Source organism: Ideonella sp. (assembly GCF_035254525.1).
Taxonomy (GTDB): domain Bacteria; phylum Pseudomonadota; class Gammaproteobacteria; order Burkholderiales; family Burkholderiaceae_C; genus Ideonella.
Window position 1 is genome coordinate 1 of the sequence record NZ_DATFAN010000140.1, and the last position, 17,339, is coordinate 17,339.

Annotated in this window: 17 protein-coding genes and 1 pseudogene; 15 read left to right on the forward strand and 3 right to left on the reverse strand. The window is 66.5% G+C overall.

The window, feature by feature from the left end; genetic code table 11:
- Positions 1–382: pseudogene (locus VJ693_RS14095) on the forward strand (cell division protein FtsZ); the annotation flags it as partial.
- A 231-nt stretch (positions 383–613) separates the two neighbouring features.
- On the opposite strand, the gene VJ693_RS14100 reads toward VJ693_RS14095, so the two are convergent.
- The 3 genes from VJ693_RS14100 to lnt are packed head-to-tail and all read right to left on the reverse strand — an operon-like array spanning position 614 to position 3,408.
- Positions 614–1,003 carry a hypothetical protein gene (locus VJ693_RS14100; protein WP_324155080.1) on the reverse strand — a complete coding sequence of 130 codons (390 nt, stop codon included), beginning with the start codon at positions 1,001–1,003 and terminating at the stop codon, positions 614–616.
- Between the two features lie 12 nt (positions 1,004–1,015).
- The gene (locus VJ693_RS14105; RefSeq protein WP_324155081.1) at positions 1,016–1,789 is read right to left on the reverse strand and encodes a TadE family protein; all 774 of its coding nucleotides are present in this window, start codon (positions 1,787–1,789) and stop codon (positions 1,016–1,018) included.
- Positions 1,786–3,408: an apolipoprotein N-acyltransferase gene (gene lnt / locus VJ693_RS14110; RefSeq protein WP_324155083.1), complete on the reverse strand. Its 1,623-nt coding sequence runs from the start codon at positions 3,406–3,408 to the stop codon at positions 1,786–1,788. The genes VJ693_RS14105 and lnt overlap by 4 nt, the downstream gene beginning before the upstream one ends.
- Positions 3,409–3,737: 329 nt before the next feature.
- Between lnt and VJ693_RS14115 the strand changes: the two genes are divergently transcribed.
- The 14 genes from VJ693_RS14115 (at position 3,738) to VJ693_RS14180 (ending at position 17,018) form a co-directional block, all read left to right on the forward strand.
- On the forward strand, positions 3,738–4,016 hold the full coding sequence (locus VJ693_RS14115) for a pilus assembly protein (protein WP_324155085.1): 279 nt from the start codon (positions 3,738–3,740) through the stop codon (positions 4,014–4,016).
- A 28-nt stretch (positions 4,017–4,044) separates the two neighbouring features.
- Complete coding sequence (locus VJ693_RS14120) at positions 4,045–4,950, forward strand: OmpA family protein (protein ID WP_324155087.1); 906 nt, start codon at positions 4,045–4,047, stop codon at positions 4,948–4,950.
- A gap of 46 nt (positions 4,951–4,996) precedes the next feature.
- A complete protein-coding gene (locus tag VJ693_RS14125; RefSeq protein WP_324155088.1) occupies positions 4,997–6,457 on the forward strand; it encodes a pilus assembly protein TadG-related protein in 1,461 nt (486 codons plus the stop codon).
- Entirely contained in the window at positions 6,454–7,341 is an 888-nt protein-coding gene (locus tag VJ693_RS14130; protein ID WP_324155090.1) for a hypothetical protein, read from the forward strand. Before VJ693_RS14125 ends, VJ693_RS14130 begins: the two co-directional genes overlap by 4 nt.
- The gene (locus VJ693_RS14135; RefSeq protein WP_324155092.1) at positions 7,341–8,108 is read left to right on the forward strand and encodes a TadE/TadG family type IV pilus assembly protein; all 768 of its coding nucleotides are present in this window, start codon (positions 7,341–7,343) and stop codon (positions 8,106–8,108) included. The genes VJ693_RS14130 and VJ693_RS14135 overlap by 1 nt, the downstream gene beginning before the upstream one ends.
- Positions 8,109–8,236: 128 nt before the next feature.
- Complete coding sequence (locus VJ693_RS14140) at positions 8,237–8,821, forward strand: hypothetical protein (protein WP_324155093.1); 585 nt, start codon at positions 8,237–8,239, stop codon at positions 8,819–8,821.
- Complete coding sequence (locus VJ693_RS14145; RefSeq protein ID WP_324155095.1) at positions 8,818–9,012, forward strand: hypothetical protein; 195 nt, start codon at positions 8,818–8,820, stop codon at positions 9,010–9,012. The genes VJ693_RS14140 and VJ693_RS14145 overlap by 4 nt, the downstream gene beginning before the upstream one ends.
- A gap of 13 nt (positions 9,013–9,025) precedes the next feature.
- Positions 9,026–9,904: a Flp pilus assembly protein CpaB gene (cpaB, locus tag VJ693_RS14150; RefSeq protein ID WP_324155097.1), complete on the forward strand. Its 879-nt coding sequence runs from the start codon at positions 9,026–9,028 to the stop codon at positions 9,902–9,904.
- Positions 9,905–9,956: 52 nt separating this feature from the next.
- Complete coding sequence (locus VJ693_RS14155) at positions 9,957–11,414, forward strand: type II and III secretion system protein family protein (RefSeq protein WP_324155098.1); 1,458 nt, start codon at positions 9,957–9,959, stop codon at positions 11,412–11,414.
- 9 nt (positions 11,415–11,423) lie between these two features.
- A complete protein-coding gene (locus VJ693_RS14160; RefSeq protein ID WP_324155100.1) occupies positions 11,424–13,214 on the forward strand; it encodes an ATPase, T2SS/T4P/T4SS family in 1,791 nt (596 codons plus the stop codon).
- Complete coding sequence (locus VJ693_RS14165) at positions 13,211–14,053, forward strand: type II secretion system F family protein (RefSeq protein WP_324155101.1); 843 nt, start codon at positions 13,211–13,213, stop codon at positions 14,051–14,053. The genes VJ693_RS14160 and VJ693_RS14165 overlap by 4 nt, the downstream gene beginning before the upstream one ends.
- On the forward strand, positions 14,050–14,913 hold the full coding sequence (locus tag VJ693_RS14170) for a type II secretion system F family protein (RefSeq protein WP_324155103.1): 864 nt from the start codon (positions 14,050–14,052) through the stop codon (positions 14,911–14,913). Before VJ693_RS14165 ends, VJ693_RS14170 begins: the two co-directional genes overlap by 4 nt.
- Positions 14,914–14,966: 53 nt before the next feature.
- Positions 14,967–15,266 (forward strand): DUF192 domain-containing protein, encoded by a 300-nt coding sequence (locus VJ693_RS14175; RefSeq protein ID WP_324155105.1) that lies wholly within the window; start codon positions 14,967–14,969, stop codon positions 15,264–15,266.
- A gap of 126 nt (positions 15,267–15,392) precedes the next feature.
- Complete coding sequence (locus tag VJ693_RS14180; RefSeq protein ID WP_324155104.1) at positions 15,393–17,018, forward strand: hypothetical protein; 1,626 nt, start codon at positions 15,393–15,395, stop codon at positions 17,016–17,018.
- Positions 17,019–17,339: the final 321 nt, after the last annotated feature.

Sequence of the window (17,339 nt, forward strand, 5' to 3'; positions counted from 1 at the left end):
CCGCCACGGATTCGTCGCCGGGGTCGTCCCCGGCCGGCTCGTGCTGCCTTCGACCGAAGACGGGGCGCCGCCGGTGCTGATCCTCACCTTCGACTCGCAGGCGGCCTTCGCCGACGATCCCAACAAGGCCGCCGTGCGCGACGTGACGCTGAGCTTCGACGTCCCGCAAACGGATCCGCAGGCCGAGCCCTTCGCCGCCTGGCAAGCGAGCGCGCAGGCACTGTCGCTCGGCATGGACGCGGCCATCGTCGACGACCACGGCCGAGCATTGAGCCCCGAGGGCTTCGCCGCGATCGGCGGCGAACTCGGGCAGCTCTACGAAAAGCTGCAGGCGCGTGACTTGGCGGCAGGGTCGGCGGCGGCGCGAAGGCTGTTCAGCTGACTCGACTCGAAGCGAATCGCGCAGCGCCTGCGTTGAAGAGGGGCGCGGCTCGCGTCATCCCTGAAGCGCAGGCCGTCGCCGGCGTGCTCCCCTGCTGCGCCCAGGTCAATTCGATCTTGCCGACCCGGCAGACCGAGACGTCCGCCACCCTCACAGAGATCGGCGACACGAGCGAGGACGCGAGCAACAGCGCCGGACACGATTCGCGCCGACCGCTCCTGCCGGATCGCTTCAGGTGCCCAGCGCATTGGTGACCTGGACGGTGGCCAGCCGGCCCATCGTGTCTTCGATTGTGATCGGCACCGTGCTCATGCATGCGCCGCCGATGAAGGTGATGGTGAATCCTTGTCCACTCTGGTCGACCTGCGTCTTGTCCAGTTGCATGCCGCTCGGATAGCCGTTACTCAAGCGGTAAGGCGGTTGTCCGCCAAAGAGGTAGACGGTGGGGCCGGTGCCCGTCGCGCAGCCTCCTGCCGGCCCCGTGACATGAACGGAGGTCGTCGACGGCATGATCTGGTCGGGCGGCCCGGACTCATTGCCGCCCCCGCCGCAGGCCGCCAGCCACGCGGCCGATGCCGCCACCAGGGCGACGCGCGCCTTGGACCACATTGCTTTGTTCACTGAGCTCCTCTCTCAGGGCTTCTCCGCCCGCGATTGCATTTCGACGATGGCAAAGCTTTCGATCGGCACGCGCACATCGCCGTTCGGATCCGACATGTAGTACTTGGCGCACACCGTGGGATGCGACCGCTCGAGCGCGTCGACCATGCTCGTGTTTCCCCATTCGGTGACACCGGTGTCGCCGCTGCACATGAGGCGCTTGAGCACGTAACCAACCAGTGGCACCTTGAGCTTGTAGCCGTACACCACCCGCAGCTTGAGGAGATTGGCGTCGCGGATGTTGACCTTCGAGCGCGAAGCGGCGATGGCTGTGCCGCTGCCCGTGACGTCGGTGCGTCGCCACTCGATGTTGTCGTTGGGGATGTAGGTCACGCGCTTGACCGGATCGCGAACGCCGTAGTCGGCGAAGGTGTCGGCCGAAGGATTCAGCATGTCGATCTGCGTCTTCCACGGCACGGGCAGGTACACGTCCCGATAGGCGCTGTCCTTCAGCGGGTCGGCATTGATGTAAGCGAGCGTCATGCGCTGGAGATCGTTGCCGATGCTGGCGTCCTGGTAGAAAGGGCTGAGCCCGCGCGCGAGTGCCGTCCTGATGATGCCTGGATCGGCGTTGTTCAGCGATCCGGCGCGCGCGGCCATGAAGGTGGCGTGGTTCAACGTCGACTTCGCCATGAAAAGAAAGCCGACCTGAATCAGCGCCAGCACGAACAGCGCCGCGAGCGGAAACACGATCACGAACTCGATCAGAGACACGCCGCGCTGGGCGCCGATGGCTGAAGGCCTCATGGGGTGGAGCTCCGGAGAATGACGCTGCGATGTCGGATGAAGGCCGCGACAAGGACGAGGCCTGTGGCAACGACGGGCGCCGCGGCAAGCCAGGCCGCGATGCGCTGGTAGGCGGTGTGGCCGTCCCGCGCCTTCACGTCGGCGAACGAGGCCAGGTCCGGATGGCGCCACGCCGGCGGCACGGCATGCCCTCGCTGATCGAACAGCACCGAGCCGCCTGCGTCGGCGACCCGCAGCACCGGCTTGCCGAGCTCCATGGCGCGTACCCGGGCCGTGCTCAACATCTGCTGCCGGTAGGCGGCGCTGGGAATCCATCCGTCCAGCGACAAATTGACCAGCATGCCTGCGTCGGCTGCCCGCTCGACCATCGTCGAGGCGAAAGACAGTTCATGGCAGATCGACATGCCGATTTCGACGCCGCCGACATACAAGGGCGCGGTGAGCTCGGGCGGCGCTGGCCACTCGCCCTGTCGCGCCCCCTTGAACACGCGCGCATAGAACGCGCCGAACAGGTCGGGCCATGGAAGGTATTCGGCTGCAGGGACGAGGCGCTCCTTGGCGTAGATTGACTGACGCTGCGGCGCCAGGTGCAAGGCGACATTCATCAGATGCGTGCCGCTTTCGTCGCGCGCGACTTGCGGCATACCGACGACAAGATGAACCTCGTGGGACGCTATCTGCCGCTGCAAGTCCGCCCACATGCCCTCGGCATGATCCGGCGGCGGCTCCGCGAGGTAGCTCTCGGGGGTGACGATCACGGTGCCCGGGGCCGCCTGGGCGATGGCATCGTCGAGCAACGCGATGGCCTTGTCGCGAAGCTCGCGCGACCAGCTTCCCCGGCCCGCGATGACCGGCTGTACGGCCAGAATCTGCAGGCGCGAGTCGCGCTCGTGCGTGAAGGTCGACTCGGCGGTCGACGGCAGCCATCCGACGACGACGCCCGCCAAAGCAACCGACCACCCCATCGATGCGCACGCAAGCGGTGTGATGCGCGGTGCTCCGGTCTGGATCCACTGCAAAGCGGTGATGGCGAGCGCGGTGGCGAGCGCCATTGCGATCCACGTGACGCCCTGGCCGCCCACCCACGGCAGCAGTCCCGCCACGCCCGGCGCGTCGACCAGTGCGACGGCTAGGTTTCCGTACGGATCGCCGGTCCAGCCGAGTTGGCGAAGTACATCACCGTTCGCGAAGGCAAGACACCAGGCCCAGCCGGCCGACGACGCGGACGGCGGGAGGGCAGGGCCGCTGCGCAAGAGCATCGTGCGCACGGCAAGCCACGAGCCGGCGAACCACAAAGCCTGAGAGCCCATGACGATGGCGACGATCACGACCTGCCACAGTCGTGGCATCCAGGTCCCGTCTTCATGGACCGCGAGCAGGGCCCACCATGCGGCGCCTCCATGCCAGGCCGCGCATGCCACGGCAACGATCGCGAGCGATCGGCCATGGGTGCCTCGCGAGCTCACGATGACAAGTGCGTTCAAGCCAACCAGGGCTGCGAGGCAGGCGGGCCACAGGCCGGGCGCGCCGCAGCACAGGCCCACGACGCCGCCGCAGATGGCTGCCGCGAAGAGGTCGCCCGAGCGACGGCGCGTGGGACGTGTGACCTTGAGCGACATAGCGGCGTGTTGCTTGGACAGCGGGCGGGGTCACGCCATCGCGTCAGCGACGCCGCGAATACGACGTTGGGCATGACGGCGCGACGTGCTGGTTGCTGTGAGCCTCTCCTGTGTGGCCGCGCAGTATCCACAAGCACCCGGTCACGCTCAAGACATTCGGCGATCAAAAGCGAACCGGTCACAAACAATTTCGTTCCGTTGCAAAGTCACCCCGTTAGGGGGATGGGTCACGAGAACTCGTAGCGCTAACGTCGCGCGGCGCCGGAAAAGGCGTGCGCCGGTCACGACATTTCCAGCGAATGCGTCCATCCACCCAGAGAGGATTCCTCATGAAACGTTTCGTCAAATCGCGCCGCATCCGCGGGCAGGGCATGACCGAGTACATCATCATCGTGGCGTTGATTGCGATCGCCGCCATCGGTGTCTACAACTTCTTCGGCCGCACCGTGCGCAACCAGACGGGCGCCATCGCGGCCGGCCTGGCGGGCCAACAAGCCCAGGCCACGCAGGCGCAGACGCAGGCCACCCAGGCTGGGCAGGCTGCCCAGACCGACGCTGCACGTCAACGGGGCCTGGCGCAGTTCTCCGACAACGTCGGCAACCACTGAGAGATCACGCGGGAGCGAAACGTCGGCTTTGGGCCGTCGTTTCGCTTTCTGTTGCCACGCTAAACAGCACTATATGAACCAGTTCCTCTTTCATTGGCGTCGTGTGTGGTGGAGTGCATTGGCGTGCGTCGCGCTGTGCGCGTCGGCGGCGGCACAGGAGCAGAAGGACCATCCTTTGCTGTCGCGCGTGGCCGGCACCACGTTGACCAGCAAGTCCACGCAGGACTTTGGTGTCGTGACCGTCTCGCCCGCGGGCAGACTGGTCGGCAAGACGAGCGTGACCTATGAGGGCCGCGTCACGACCATGGACTACGGCACGCTCGAGGGAACGCCGCCCGGCGAACTGAAGATCTATCGCAACTACCTCAATGCGGCGAAGCAGTTGGGCGGACGCCAGCTCAACGAAGGCTTCGATGCGAGCAGCCCCATCGGGCTCAGCACCGGCGACCACCTGTTCACTCTGTCGTCGGCAGCGCAGCCGCCGATCGCTGTGCTCAACATCACCAATGCCTACAACTACCGCCTGACCATCGTCGAGCCGCAGGTGATGGACCAGTCGGTCAAGGCAGGGCAGATGGCCGAGCAGATCAAGAAGACCGGCGTCGCGATGCTGCACATCAAGTTCGACACCGGCAAGGCCGAGCTCAAGGACGACGGCCGGACGGTAGTACAGGAGATCGCGACGCTGCTCAAGGGCGATCCGGCGCTGAAGCTGGCCATTCAGGGCCACACCGACAACGTCGGGTCGGCGAAATCGAACCAGCAGCTCTCGCTGGCCCGCGCGCAGGCCGTGATGAAGGCCGTGGTGGCGCAAGGCGTCGACGCCAAGCGGCTGAGCGCGGCGGGGTACGGCGCGGACAAGCCGGTGGCCGACAACACCACCGAGGCAGGACGCGCACAGAACCGGCGCGTGGACCTGGTGAAGGCGTCCTGACGCCGGCAGCGACCCGATGGCAATGCGACACACGGGAGCGAGCACGATGAACATAGCGCAACTGGGATCGATGCGTTGTCCACGCCGCGCTGCGCTGCGCCAGCGCGGGCAGGCCATGGTCTGGCTGCTGGGCACCATGGCGGCCGCTGTCGCGGTCATGTACGGCGTGTACAACGTGGGCCAGCTCACCGTTGCGAAGGAGAAGACGGTCAACGCCGCCGACGCTGCGGCGCTGGCCGGCGCCACCGTGGAGGCGCGGGTCCTCAACCTCGTGGCATACAACAACCGCTCCATCATCGCGAACGAGGTCTTCATCGCGCAGACGCTGAGCCTGGAGTCGTGGTTGGGTTACGCTCAGACCACGGGCCGCAACATCGGCATCGTCACCAACTTCATCCCGTACGTGGGCCCCGCGATCGCCCGCGTGTTCCAGCAGGCGTCCACCATCGCGGGCAACCTGCGCAGCGGCGTCACCACCTTCACGAACTGGCTCATCCCTGCGATGGAGCTGATCAAGGATGGCTTTCGCGTGGCGCACCTGACGGTGATCGGCGCCTGCGGCCCGCTGGCGGAGAACGCGGCCAGCACCGTGGTGCAGGCCAATCGTGCCAACTTCAACGGCCACGGCGACGCGGGTCTGCAGATCGACAACAGCCCCGGCGTGCGCACCGCCACCTTCCTTGCCAATGAGCGCCAATGGCTCGGCTTCACGACCTGGTACACGGCCAACCGGCGCGGCGACACGAAGCAGGTGCTGCTCGACTCGCGCGATCAGTTCACGACCAGCCGTCCCGGCGTGGCCTTGCTCAACATCACGATCCCCTTCGTCGCCAACGAGCAGAAGCGAGGCGGCTCCGCGCTGGTGAACTATGACCGCTGGGAGACCGAGGACACGCTCGAGATCGGCACCTGGAACTTCGGCAAGATGCGCTGGGACTGGGGCATTCCGGTGGGCTGGGGACGCGCCAATGCCGACCGGCGCGGCAGCGCGGGAAGCACCTGGTCGCCGGGTCACACCGTTCAGGCCCTGGCCTACCAGGACGGCGCGCGCGGCCACTCGCACCGCAGCTGGACCGGCGTTCCGTCGGTCTACGACATCCGCGACAAGAGCGCCGCGAACCGCGCCAGCTTGCACCTGGACTTCCTTGTCGCGGTGCAGCGGCCGCAGGCCAACACGATGACCAGCCACGAGATGGGCATGGGCGTGGCCCACGCGTCGCCTTCGGGCTCGTCCGAAATGGACGAGCAGCTCAGTGCGAACAAGCTGAGCGCCTTGTCCAAGGGTGTGGTGTTCTTCGAGCGCCCGCAGCGCGGGCTCGCCAACGATGCGACTGCAAGCTCGCTCTGGCGCCCGGACGGCGCGAAGGAGTACGGCTCCTTGTTCAGCCCCTATTGGCAGGCGCGCGTCACCGACCTCACCCAAGGCGAGAAGGCGGCGCTGATGGCGCTGGTGGGCCCGCCCGCGAACGCCGCGCTGGTGCGCTTCACACCCGGAGGGCAGCGATGACGGCGGCCTGGCTGCTTCGGACCGCCGCATGCGCGCTGGCGGTCTTCGCAGCGACCGGTTGTGACAAGGTGCAGGCCGATGGCAGCCGCCTCCCGCCGCTGCGCGTCGTGCGTGCCGGGCATGCGGACCTCGCTGGCATGAAGAACAGCATCGAGCTGCGCTACGGCGGCTGCCTGGCGTCGCTGGGGCGGCCGATCGTGCCGGCGCCGATGCCGTCGGACGCCGTCCTGGCTTCGCTCGTGGTGCACGAGGAGGAAGAGATCTTCGACGGAGCGCTGTGGGCGAAGTTCGAAGTGGACCGCGCGATCGGTGCCGATCCCGCCAACCACTGCCAGCTGGCGGTGTTCAGTTCGCGGTCGGTGCAGATCGATCGGACCTGCGAGAACATGTTGAAGGGATCGAACGCGCCGCTGGCCGAGATGCTGAGCGGCGCTCCTGCCGAAGCGGGCGATGGCGATGTGCAGCAAAGCCCGTGGGGCGCCGAGGATGAATGCCGCCGTCAGCCGCCGCCCCTGAACATCGCCAACCTGCCCAGGGACGATGCCGGCCAGGGTGCGCGGTGCATCTGGTACAGCGCCATCGCGGCGCGGGCGGGCTCGCTGCCTCCCGCAAGCGACGGCAGCTTCGACTCGTGCCTGTACGACAAGCGCCCCTATCACTTCTTCAAGGGCCATGGGCGACCCGTGGAACTCGAGCGCAGGAGCGACGACCGCTCACTGACAGGCCAGCATCTTCCGGCCGTGGTTGCCGAGATCGCGGCATTCGGAAACCTCCAGCTGGTGAGCCTGTCGGAAGGCGCAGCCATACCGGCCGAACGCTTCACGCGCCCCCAGGCGGTCGCCTTCCTGCATCAACCCACGAAGTCGCCTCTTGGGAGCCACTGATGAACGGCGTGATCTGTCGAAGTGATCAACGCGGCCAGTCGATGGTGGAGTTCCTGGTCGCGCTGGCGGTGCTGCTGCCTTTGTTCCTCGCGGTGAGCTACGCCGGGCGCTACAGCGACGTGCAGCAGTCTGCAGTCCAGGCAAGCCGGTACGCGGCATTCCAGCGGGCCATGCAGCCTAACGGCACACCCTCGGACAACACGCTGCGAGACCAGATGCGCGCGCGCTTCTTCCTATATGGAGGCAGGAACAACGGGCGCCTCCAGTCGGACGACACGGCCGTCAATGCCAACGGCACCGACGCGCCGCCGCTGTGGCACGACCTGAGCGGCACCAGGCTGCTCAATTCGCCCAACGACGTCTCTCTGACATTCGGAACCACGAACTTGAACCTGGCGGCTGCCGGGCGCTTCATGAACGTGATGACGAGCAGCGCAGGCAAGACGTACCGGCCTGCCACCGTGGCCCAGGTCGAGGTGACTCTGGCCAACAAGCTGGACCTGTCCACCAGCAGCCCGAGCCCGCTGAAGATCGCGGCGGCGACAGCCACCGCCGGCGACGGCCTAGGAAGCTCGGGCTCGCGCGGCACGCGCGACGCTGCGGCCACGGTGGTGCCCTTGGCGCGACTTCCGAGCGGATTGCGTGGCGGGCTCAGTTTCATCATGGGCTTGTTCGAGCCCGCCGGCCCCGAGCTCGGCTGCATCAAGCCCGACGTGGTGCCTAACAACCGGCTTTCGCCGTATGCCTCGCCGGAAGGATGCATGTGAGCATGCGCCGGGTCGCGCTCTTGCCGCTCGGCCTGCTGGCCGGCATGGCGTGCGCCGCCGGGTCGGGATGGCCGGAGCTTCCAGACCCGCCGCGCTCCAAGGTGGAATGGGTCGGGCGGGACGTTCGCGTGAACGGCCTGCCATCGCGGATCGAGCACTTCGAATCCGAACTGTCGCCCGACGAGGTGCTCGACCATTACCGCAGCCGCTGGTCGCGCTCGGCCAATTCACTGGTGCCGCGCGAGACGTCGGCCGCGGGCTGGCGAAGCATCGCCATGCTGCAGGACCGCTACCAGATGGTGGTGCAGGTGCGTTCCCGCTCGCCGCAGGGCAGCGAAGGAATGCTGAGCGTCGCCGACTTTGGCGACTTCAAGGCCGACTATCTCCCGCGCAACTGGCCGACCTGGCCGAACACACGGGTCACTCAGGTCACCGAGTCGCTGGACGGGCCCAAGCACAGCTGGCTGGTGAGCATGGTCAGCGACGACGGCTTCGAGCTGAACCTGCGGCGCTTTCGCGACGAGTGGGCGCGGCGCGGCTTTGCGCTGACGCAGGAGCATGCCAGCCAGCCGGCCCCCGGCGTGCGAGCCTGGGTCGGCGTCTTCGACAGGGCCGACGAGGCCATCGACATGACCATCGCCTGGCGCGAGTCGGACCGGCGCACCTTCATTTCGGCCAACCTCGTGAGCACGACGCAAGGAGCGGCACGATGAAGCCCATGCAGCCGGCGCGGCGCATGCAACGCGGCCAGGGAATGGTCGAGTACGCCGTGATTGCCATCGTGCTGGTGGGCGCGCTGTTCGTCCCCCTGGGCCAGTTCGGCGGCCGCACTGGAGCGCAGTTCCTGGCGGACATGATCAAGCTGTTCTTCCGCAACCTGACCTACTTCCTGTCATTGCCCTGAGTCGAGGCCTGCCATGGCGTTTTCCAAACCGAAGATCAACACCAACTGGCTGCTGCTCGGCGCGGCCGTGCTGCTGGGCGCGGGGGCCGTCTACCTCAGCAACTCGCTGATCCAGCGGCGCATGAGCGAGCTCGAGGCGGCTGCCAGCAAAGGGCACGAACTGGTCGACGTGGTGGTGGCCAAGCGCGACCTCGAGCGGGGCGAGACGCTGTCGTCCGACGTGGTGGCGGTGCGCCGCGTGCCGAAGGAGTTCGTGCATACCTCGGCGGTGCGGCCGCAGGAGTTCGATGCCTTCGAGCGGCAGCGCCTGGCCTTGCCCTTGCGACGCGGCGAGCCGCTGCTGCCTGCCTACGCCGAGGGCCATGGGGCCGGCGTGTTCTCGGCTACGCTGAAGAAGGGCCTGCGCGCGCTGACCTTCGAAGTCGACGCAGTGAATTCCATTTCCGGCATGCTGCGCCCGGGTGACCGCATCGACCTCATCTACAGCACGCGCGGGGCTCAGAACGGCGAGGAGATGACCATGCCCTTGCTGTCCAACGTCACTGTGTTGGCCACCGACCAGACCGTGACCAAGCGCGCCGACGAGAACGGCAAGGAGCGCAGCTTCTCGACCATCACGCTCGAGGTCTCGCCGCTGGATGCGGACCGCATCATCGTCGCCAAGGCCTCGGGCCAGATCACGGCGGTGCTGCGCCATCCGGACGACGGCGCGACCAACGGCACGCATGCGCTGACCACCATGAGCCTGCTGGGCCGCACGAACGGCGCTGCGCCGCAGGGGCGGCTCGTCGAATACATCGTGGGCGGCTCGGGCGGCGGACCCGCCGAAGTGCAGTTGGCGCGCCTCGCGCCCAATCTCAATGCGAAGCCGTCGACCCCCGCGATCCACTGATCCCTGATGCGCACGGCGTGCGCCGCATAACGACCACTCGTTGGAGGACACCTTGTCAGCTCACGGACCGCGGCTCGCCGTCGCATGCATTTCCATGGTGGCGCTGGGCGCCGTCGCCCAGACGCCGACGGCGCCGTCGGTGAGCGGCAGCATGATCGAAACACAGCGCGTGGCGATGGCCCGCGCGACCGGCGTGGCGCGCGGCGTCCCTGCCGTCATCGAGGCCGGGTCGCGCCGTGTCATGACCGTGGGCGAGGTGAGCACCATCTCGCTGCCGAACGTCTCGCGCATCGCCATCGGCAACGGCAAGGTGGTGAAAGCCACGGTGGTCGACGACAACCAGATCGTCCTGCTGGCGGAGACGCCGGGCGACACCACCATGCATGTGTGGCTGAAGAACGGGCGGCAGATCGCGTACGCGGTGCAGGTACAAGCGGTGCGCTACGACAAGCTGCTCGCCGATCTCACCGGCTTCCTCAAGGACACCCCTTCGCTGCACACGCGCATGGTCGGCGAGCGCATCGTCATCGAAGGCCGCTATCCCGACACCGAGACCGCCGTGAAGGTGAAGGCGCTGGCCGACACCTTCCCACAGGTGCTCAACCTGGTTCCTGCCAAGCCAGCCGATGCGGATCCGCTGCAGCTCGAGCGCATGGTGCAACTCGACCTGCGCGTGGTCGAGGTGAAGAAGCGCGCACTCGATCAGCTCGGCATCAAGTGGGCCACGACCTCGAACGGACCAACCATCGCGACCAACAGCCTGTTCTACTCCAACACGCCCTGGCGCCCGGCAGACAATGCCGGCTTCCCGGCCGTCAATACCTCGCATGCGATCGCCAGCTACGTCGGCCTGGCCACGCAGCTCACCTCCGCGCTCAGCCTGCTCGAGGAGAAGGGCGACGCCTGGACGTTGGCCGAGCCGCGCTTGAGCTGCCGCAGCGGCGGCGAGGCCAAATTCCTTTCCGGCGGCGAGATCCCGATCCCGGTGGCGCAAGGCAACGGCTCCATCGGCGTGGAGTACAAGAAGTACGGCGTGGTGGTCGAGTTCAGGCCGGTCGCCGACGGCAGCGGCAACATCGAATCGGTGATCACCATCGAGGTGAGCGAGCCCGATCCGCGCAACACTAACCAGGGCTTCGTCGCCTTCACCAGCAGCCGCGCGGAGACGCAGGTCGCGCTCAAGCAGGGCGAGCCGCTGGTGATCGCGGGCCTGCTGCGACAGAAGGTGGATAAGTCCTCAGATGCGCTGCCCGGCCTGGGGCGCATTCCCGTCGTCGGCTACCTGTTCGGGGCCAAGGAGGCGCGGCTGGAGCAGACGGAGTTGTTCCTCGTGGTCAACCCTCGCGTCGTGACCCCCGAGAGCGCGCTGAACAAGGTGGCGATCGAACGCGGGCAGGAATTGCGCCAGGCCACCGAGGACAAGCTCTCCGAGCGCATCGAGCCCGCGCCAGCGGATCTGCTGTCGCGTCCGACCCCGCCGGCCCCGGCCGCGTCGGGCGCGGGCCCCTGAGACGACGCCATGCTGATCATTCTTCTCGACGACCAAACCCACGGGCGCCGCCGGCTGGAGGTCGATGGCGGGCGCGCCCTGATCGGCAAGGACGAGCGCTGCCAGGTGACGCTGCCCGGCTGGCGGGTGAGCAAGCGTCACGCCGAGGTGTTCGTCTCCAACGACCGGGTGTTCGTGCGCGACCTCGACTCGACCTTCGGCACGCTGCTCAACGACAAGAAAGTCGATCAAGCACGCCCGATCGACGAGCGCGACGAGCTGCGCATCGGTGGCCACGCCCTGCGGGTGCGCTGGCAGCGGCCAAACGGCGCCGCGCCAAGTCACGGTGGCGACAGCGGCCACGGTGCCTCGGGCGGCGCAGAGGCATTCGGGCAGGGCATCGGCCTCAACGGCAAGGCGGCGTCGGCGACCAAGGCAGCGCCGCGTGCGCGCGAGGGCGACCCGGTGGCCGCCGCCAGGCGCGACGCGGTGACCGCCGCGCCACCGCAGGACGACGCCGAGTTCCTGTGCTTGCGCCGCATCCTGCACGAGCGCCTGCTCGATGCGTTCGACGTGCGCCGCACCGACACGCACCGCATGACAGACGACAACCTGCGGCAGCTCACGGAGCGGCTGATCCTGGAGCTCATCGACAAGCTCGAGGACCTGCCCAAGGCCATTGACCGCGATCGGCTGCTGGCCGAGGTGCGCGACGAAGCGATCGGCCTCGGCCCCCTGGAGCCGATGCTGGCCGACGCGTCGATCACCGAGATCATGGTCAATCGCGCCGACGAGGTGTTCGTGGAGCGTGCCGGTCGGCTGCAGCGCTGGCCGGTGAGCTTCACCAGCGACCGCGCGGTGCAGGGCATCATCGAGCGCATCGTCGCCCCGATCGGACGCCGCGTCGACGAGAGCTCCCCGATGGTCGACGCGCGCCTGAAGGACGGCTCGCGCGTCAACGCGGTGATTCCTCCGCTGGCGCTCAAGGGGCCGTCGATCACGATCCGCAAGTTCTCCAAGCGCAAGCTGGGCGCCGAGGATTTGCTGCACTTCAACTCGGCCAGTGCCGCGATGGTCGAGTTCCTGCGCATCTGCGTGGAGCACCGTAAGAACGTGCTGATCTCCGGCGGCACGGGTTCGGGCAAGACGACGCTGCTCAACATCCTGTCTAACTTCATCCCCGACGACGAGCGCATCGTCACCATCGAGGACGCGGCAGAGCTTCAGCTGCACCACGCCAACATCGTGTCGATGGAGGCGCGTCCGGCCAACATCGAAGGCAAGGGCAGCGTCACCATCCGCGACCTGGTCAAGAACTCGCTGCGCATGCGGCCCGATCGCATCGTGGTGGGCGAGTGCCGCGGCGGCGAGGCGCTCGACATGCTGCAGGCCATGAACACCGGCCACGACGGCTCGCTCACCACCGCGCACGCCAACAGCCCGCGCGACATGCTCGCGCGGCTGGAGGTGATGGTCCTGATGGCCGGCATGGAGCTACCGGTGACGGCGATCCGCGAGCAGGTCGCCTCGGCGGTGGACATCATCGTGCAGCAGACACGCTTCGCCTGTGGCACGCGCAAGATCACCAGCATCGTAGAGGTGACGGGCGTGGAGAGCGGCAAGATCCAACTGCAGGAGATGTTCGCCTTCGTGCAGACCGGCGTCGGACCCGACGGCAAGACGGCCGGTCACTTCACCGGCCGCGGCTCGGTGCCTGAGTTCTACGAGGAGCTCGCGCGCATCGGCGTGCCGCTGGACCTGGCCATCTTCAACGACGGGATGGCCGGCACCAAGAGTCTGGGCGCGAGGATCGGCGGGTGAAAGGCGAGCTGGCACTGGTCGCGGCGATGATCTTCGGCGCCGTGTTCGCGGCGGTGTGGGCTATGCGCGCGGCCTACCTGCGATGGCGTGCGAACTTCACCGAGCAGGCGAAGCTGTCCTTGGAAGACATGTTTGTCTTCGTCGATCCGCGCTCCGTGTTTCGCGGCACGCTGCTGGCCTTCCTGCTGCTGCCAATGCTCGCGTGGTTCGTCACGGGCACGCCGTTCTTCGCGGTGATGGCGGCGATCGCAGGCGGCGTGGTGCCGCGGGCGGCCTGGGGCGTGCTGCGGCGCAGGCGACTTGCCAAGCTGGTCGCGCAGTTGCCCGATGGCCTCACCATGATGGGCGGCTCGCTGCGCGCAGGGGCCAGCCTGCAGCAGGCGCTCGACATGGTGGTGCAGGAAAGCCCGGCGCCCCTGTCGCAGGAGTTCTCGCTGCTGCTGCGCGAGCAGCGATTGGGGCTCGCGCTCGAAGACTCGCTGCATGGAATGGCCGAACGCCTCGGCGCCGAGGAGATCCATCTCTTCGTCTCGGCGCTGAGCATCGCCAAGGAAGTGGGCGGCAATCTGTCGGAGATCCTCGATCGGCTCGCGTCGACGTTGCTCGCCAAGGCGGCGATGGAAGGCAAGATCAAGGCGCTCACGTCGCAGGGCAAGCTGCAGGGCATCATCGTCGGCATGCTGCCGCTGTTCCTGGCGGGAATCCTGTATGTGATGGACCCCGATGCCATGATGCCGCTGTTCACGACGCTGTACGGCTGGGGCGTGATGGCCGGCGTCTTCGTGATGCTGCTGCTGGGCGGCTTCTTTATCCGCAAGATCGTCACCATCGACGTATGAACACCCTGGTCGTCGCCATTATGGTGGGCCTGGCGCTCGCCACCGCAGCCTTCGCCGTCTACCGGCTCGTCGTTGAGCTCGGACGCGCCGAAGAAGCGTACCGCGATCGACCGCCGCGGGGCTTTCGCATGCTGTGGCCGCTGGTCAACATCTTCGGCAACACCTTCGCCTTCATGCTGACGCCGCAGCGCCACGCGGCCCTGCTGGCGCGCTTGCGTCGAGCAGGTCAGGAGTACGCCCTGACGCCGCAGCAATTCTTCGGCGGCAAGATCGTGGCGCTGATCGTCGGCGCGCTCATGGGCATCGCGCTCGGCGGCTCGGAGCACTTCTGGAGCGGCGTGCTGGTCGGTGGCGGCTTCGGCTTCGCCTACCCCGAACTCTGGCTCAAGGACCACACCAAGAAGCGCAACCTTGCGATCCTCAAGGCGCTTCCCTTCTTCCTCGACATCGTGACGCTGTCGATCGAGTCCGGCCTCAATCTCACCGGCGCATTGCAGAAGGCGGTCGACAAGTGCAAGCCCGGCCCGCTGGTGCTCGAGATCAATCGCGTCCTGCGCGACGTGCGCGCCGGCAAGCCGCGCGTGGAGGCGCTGCGCGACTTCGCCGACCGGCTCGACTACGCGCCGATCTCGAGCCTCACCAGCGCGCTCGTGCAAGGCGAACTGATGGGGTCGAGCCTTGGCCCCATCTTGCGCGCGCAGTCCGACCAGCGGCGCGTCGAGCGCTTTCAACGCGCCGAAAAGCTCGCAATGGAAGCGCCGGTAAAGATGCTCGGCCCGTTGATCCTTTTCATTTTCCCGTGCACTTTCGTCGTGATTGGCTTTCCGATCGTTGTGAAATTTCTGAGTTCGGGCCTGTAGTGGGTGGTGCCGGCATCAGGCTACGGATAGACGGCGAGGTGACGCAACATCGGGTGCGCCGCGCCGACACATGGTGGTCGCGTGCCATTGGCCTTTTGGCCACAGCCTCCCTGGACGATTCTTGCGGGCTGTGGATCACACCCTGCGCGTCTGTGCATACGCTCGGCATGCGTTATCCGATCGACGTGGTATTCCTTCGGCGCGACGGCACCGTCATCAAGATGGTGTCGAACCTGAGGCCTTGGCGCGCTGCCGCGTGCGCGGGAGCTGCGGTGGCCGTCGAGTTGCGCGCTGGTTCGATCAAGCAATTCGGACTGCGACTCGGCATGGCGATCGCCCTCGCGCTGAGTTGAGCGGGTGCCTCTTTTCAAGCGGTTACGGTCAATCCCCTGTCATGGGGTGTGCGCCGTTGGCTTGAGTCCGTAGTCTCGCGTTCTCTAGCAGTGCGCGAGAGCGTCGAAGACAGCGAGGGAGTTTCAATGAGCTATCAATTGCGGGTGGCTTTTGCCGCCAGCTTTGTCATGTCTGCATGTGGGGGCGGTGGCGCCAGCGCGCCCGCGTCGGCATCCGGTCAGGCCACGTCATCTCAGGCGACGGCGACCTTGGTGGCGCCAGCGGATGGCCGTGCTGAATGGAACCGCGCGACATCGCTGCAGGTATCACTCAGGGATGGAACAGGCACTCTCATCCCACACCCTTCGTGTTCCACTGCGGACGCTTCCACCATCGCGCTGTCGGGCGACTGCAGCACGATGACCGGCTATCGCTTGGGAACCTTCAACATTACCGTGAGCGGGGGAGGCGTCAGTCGGGATGTCGCCATCAAGGTGATACCGCAGCGAGCCACGATCGCCACCAATCAGACCGGTTCGACGGGATCTGGTGGCTTCAATGCTGTCATTGCGCCGAGCGGTCAGTTGTTCACCTGGGGCGCGAACTCATTTGGTGTCTTGGGGCAGGGGCTGAACGAAGACGCGCTCGCGTACAAGGCATTACCTGTTCCAGTCAAGAATCCCACTGGTACCGGTGAGCTAAACGGCATCGTGGCCGCCTCAGCCGGTAACCGCTCAGTTCTGGCGTTGACGGAGGATGGAGAAGTGTACGTCTGGGGTCAAGGCGCCACGGTGGCTTTCACGCAGCAAGACCAGATCTCCCTGCCCGCAAAGATGCCCAATGCTGCCAACAACGGTTCGTTGAATCACATTGTGGCGGTCAGTGCAGGCGACTCGAATTGCGTCGCGCTGGCTGATGACGGAACCATCTACGCCTGGGGCAATTACGCGGCACAAGGGAGTTCAGGCGCGGACCACGTGGTCTACCCATTGAAGGTAAAGACGCCCGATGGTTCGGGCGTTCTGCACGAAGTGGTTGCGATTGCTGCCGGCTGGAACTACAGCTTGGCACTCATGCAAGACGGACGCATCGTGGCCTGGGGTTTCAACTCCAGTGGAGTGACAGGCGCATCCTCCACCATACCGGTCCAACCATTGCCGCGCTTTATCACCCGAGCCCTCGATGGAAGTCCATTGTCGGGCATGGTGTCGCTGTCGGCGGGCTACAACTTCGCGATGGCACTTGCGGCAGACGGCAAGGTGTACGCGTGGGGCGCCAATCCCTTCGGCCAGATCGGGCAAGGCGTGCAGCAGGGCACGTACCGACAGGCGGTCATCGTGAAGGACTCTGCAGGCAGCGGGGAACTGTCCAATATTGCCTCGATCAGCGCGGGAGGCAACCACGCGTTGGCACTGGATGCCGACGGAAACGCCTTCACTTGGGGATACTCGCAAAATGGTCAATTGGGCGACGGCGCCAATCATCCGCGAGTCAATCAAGGCTTGTTGCCGGCGCCCGTTGTCAGTGAAAACGGAACCGGGCAACTCAGCAATATGGTCGGATTAGCGTCCGGGTTCGGTCACAGTTTGGCACTCACCTCAGATGGCAACGTGCTGGTCTGGGGCAGCGGTCTCCGGGGGAATCTCGGCCAAGGCGAAAGTACGTTCGCGGACTCTTTCATACCGATCGCTGTCAAGGGCCCCGACGGTTCAGGTGAACTCTCACTTGCGCCGCTCGCAGTCAGCAGGACCAGCTACCGGCGATATCGCTGACGCTAGGCCACTGCTGCTAGCACGCGCTGAGCCTCGGCCGTAGATGCGACGGTCTGCTGACATCCAGCAACACAGTCCCGCCTTCCAGGGGATGGCCCGCGACGCGGCGTCTCCCTATGGTGCGCACTCCGCCGCGCGTATTGCCCTGCGGCTGGGCTCATCACATACATCAGGAGGAAAAAAACATGACCGCCAAGCTTGCCGCCGGCATTCTTGCGGCGTTCGCCGTCCCGCTGGCCCTGGCCGATGCCAGCGACGTGCACGAGCGCGAGATCAGCGTGCCCAAGTGCGTGAAGCCGGTGGCCAAGGTGATCGTCAGCG

What these genes read in the sequence shown, in the direction of transcription:
- VJ693_RS14180 (WP_324155104.1), top strand. Translation starts at nt 15,393, where the DNA reads ATGAGCTATCAATTGCGGGTGGCTTTTGCCGCCAGCTTTGTCATGTCT.
- cpaB (WP_324155097.1), top strand. Translation starts at nt 9,026, where the DNA reads ATGGCGTTTTCCAAACCGAAGATCAACACCAACTGGCTGCTGCTCGGC.
- VJ693_RS14130 (WP_324155090.1), top strand. Translation starts at nt 6,454, where the DNA reads ATGACGGCGGCCTGGCTGCTTCGGACCGCCGCATGCGCGCTGGCGGTC.
- lnt (WP_324155083.1), bottom strand. Translation starts at nt 3,408, where the DNA reads ATGTCGCTCAAGGTCACACGTCCCACGCGCCGTCGCTCGGGCGACCTC.
- VJ693_RS14125 (WP_324155088.1), top strand. Translation starts at nt 4,997, where the DNA reads ATGAACATAGCGCAACTGGGATCGATGCGTTGTCCACGCCGCGCTGCG.
- VJ693_RS14115 (WP_324155085.1), top strand. Translation starts at nt 3,738, where the DNA reads ATGAAACGTTTCGTCAAATCGCGCCGCATCCGCGGGCAGGGCATGACC.
- VJ693_RS14135 (WP_324155092.1), top strand. Translation starts at nt 7,341, where the DNA reads ATGAACGGCGTGATCTGTCGAAGTGATCAACGCGGCCAGTCGATGGTG.
- VJ693_RS14145 (WP_324155095.1), top strand. Translation starts at nt 8,818, where the DNA reads ATGAAGCCCATGCAGCCGGCGCGGCGCATGCAACGCGGCCAGGGAATG.
- VJ693_RS14105 (WP_324155081.1), bottom strand. Translation starts at nt 1,789, where the DNA reads ATGAGGCCTTCAGCCATCGGCGCCCAGCGCGGCGTGTCTCTGATCGAG.
- VJ693_RS14160 (WP_324155100.1), top strand. Translation starts at nt 11,424, where the DNA reads ATGCTGATCATTCTTCTCGACGACCAAACCCACGGGCGCCGCCGGCTG.
- VJ693_RS14170 (WP_324155103.1), top strand. Translation starts at nt 14,050, where the DNA reads ATGAACACCCTGGTCGTCGCCATTATGGTGGGCCTGGCGCTCGCCACC.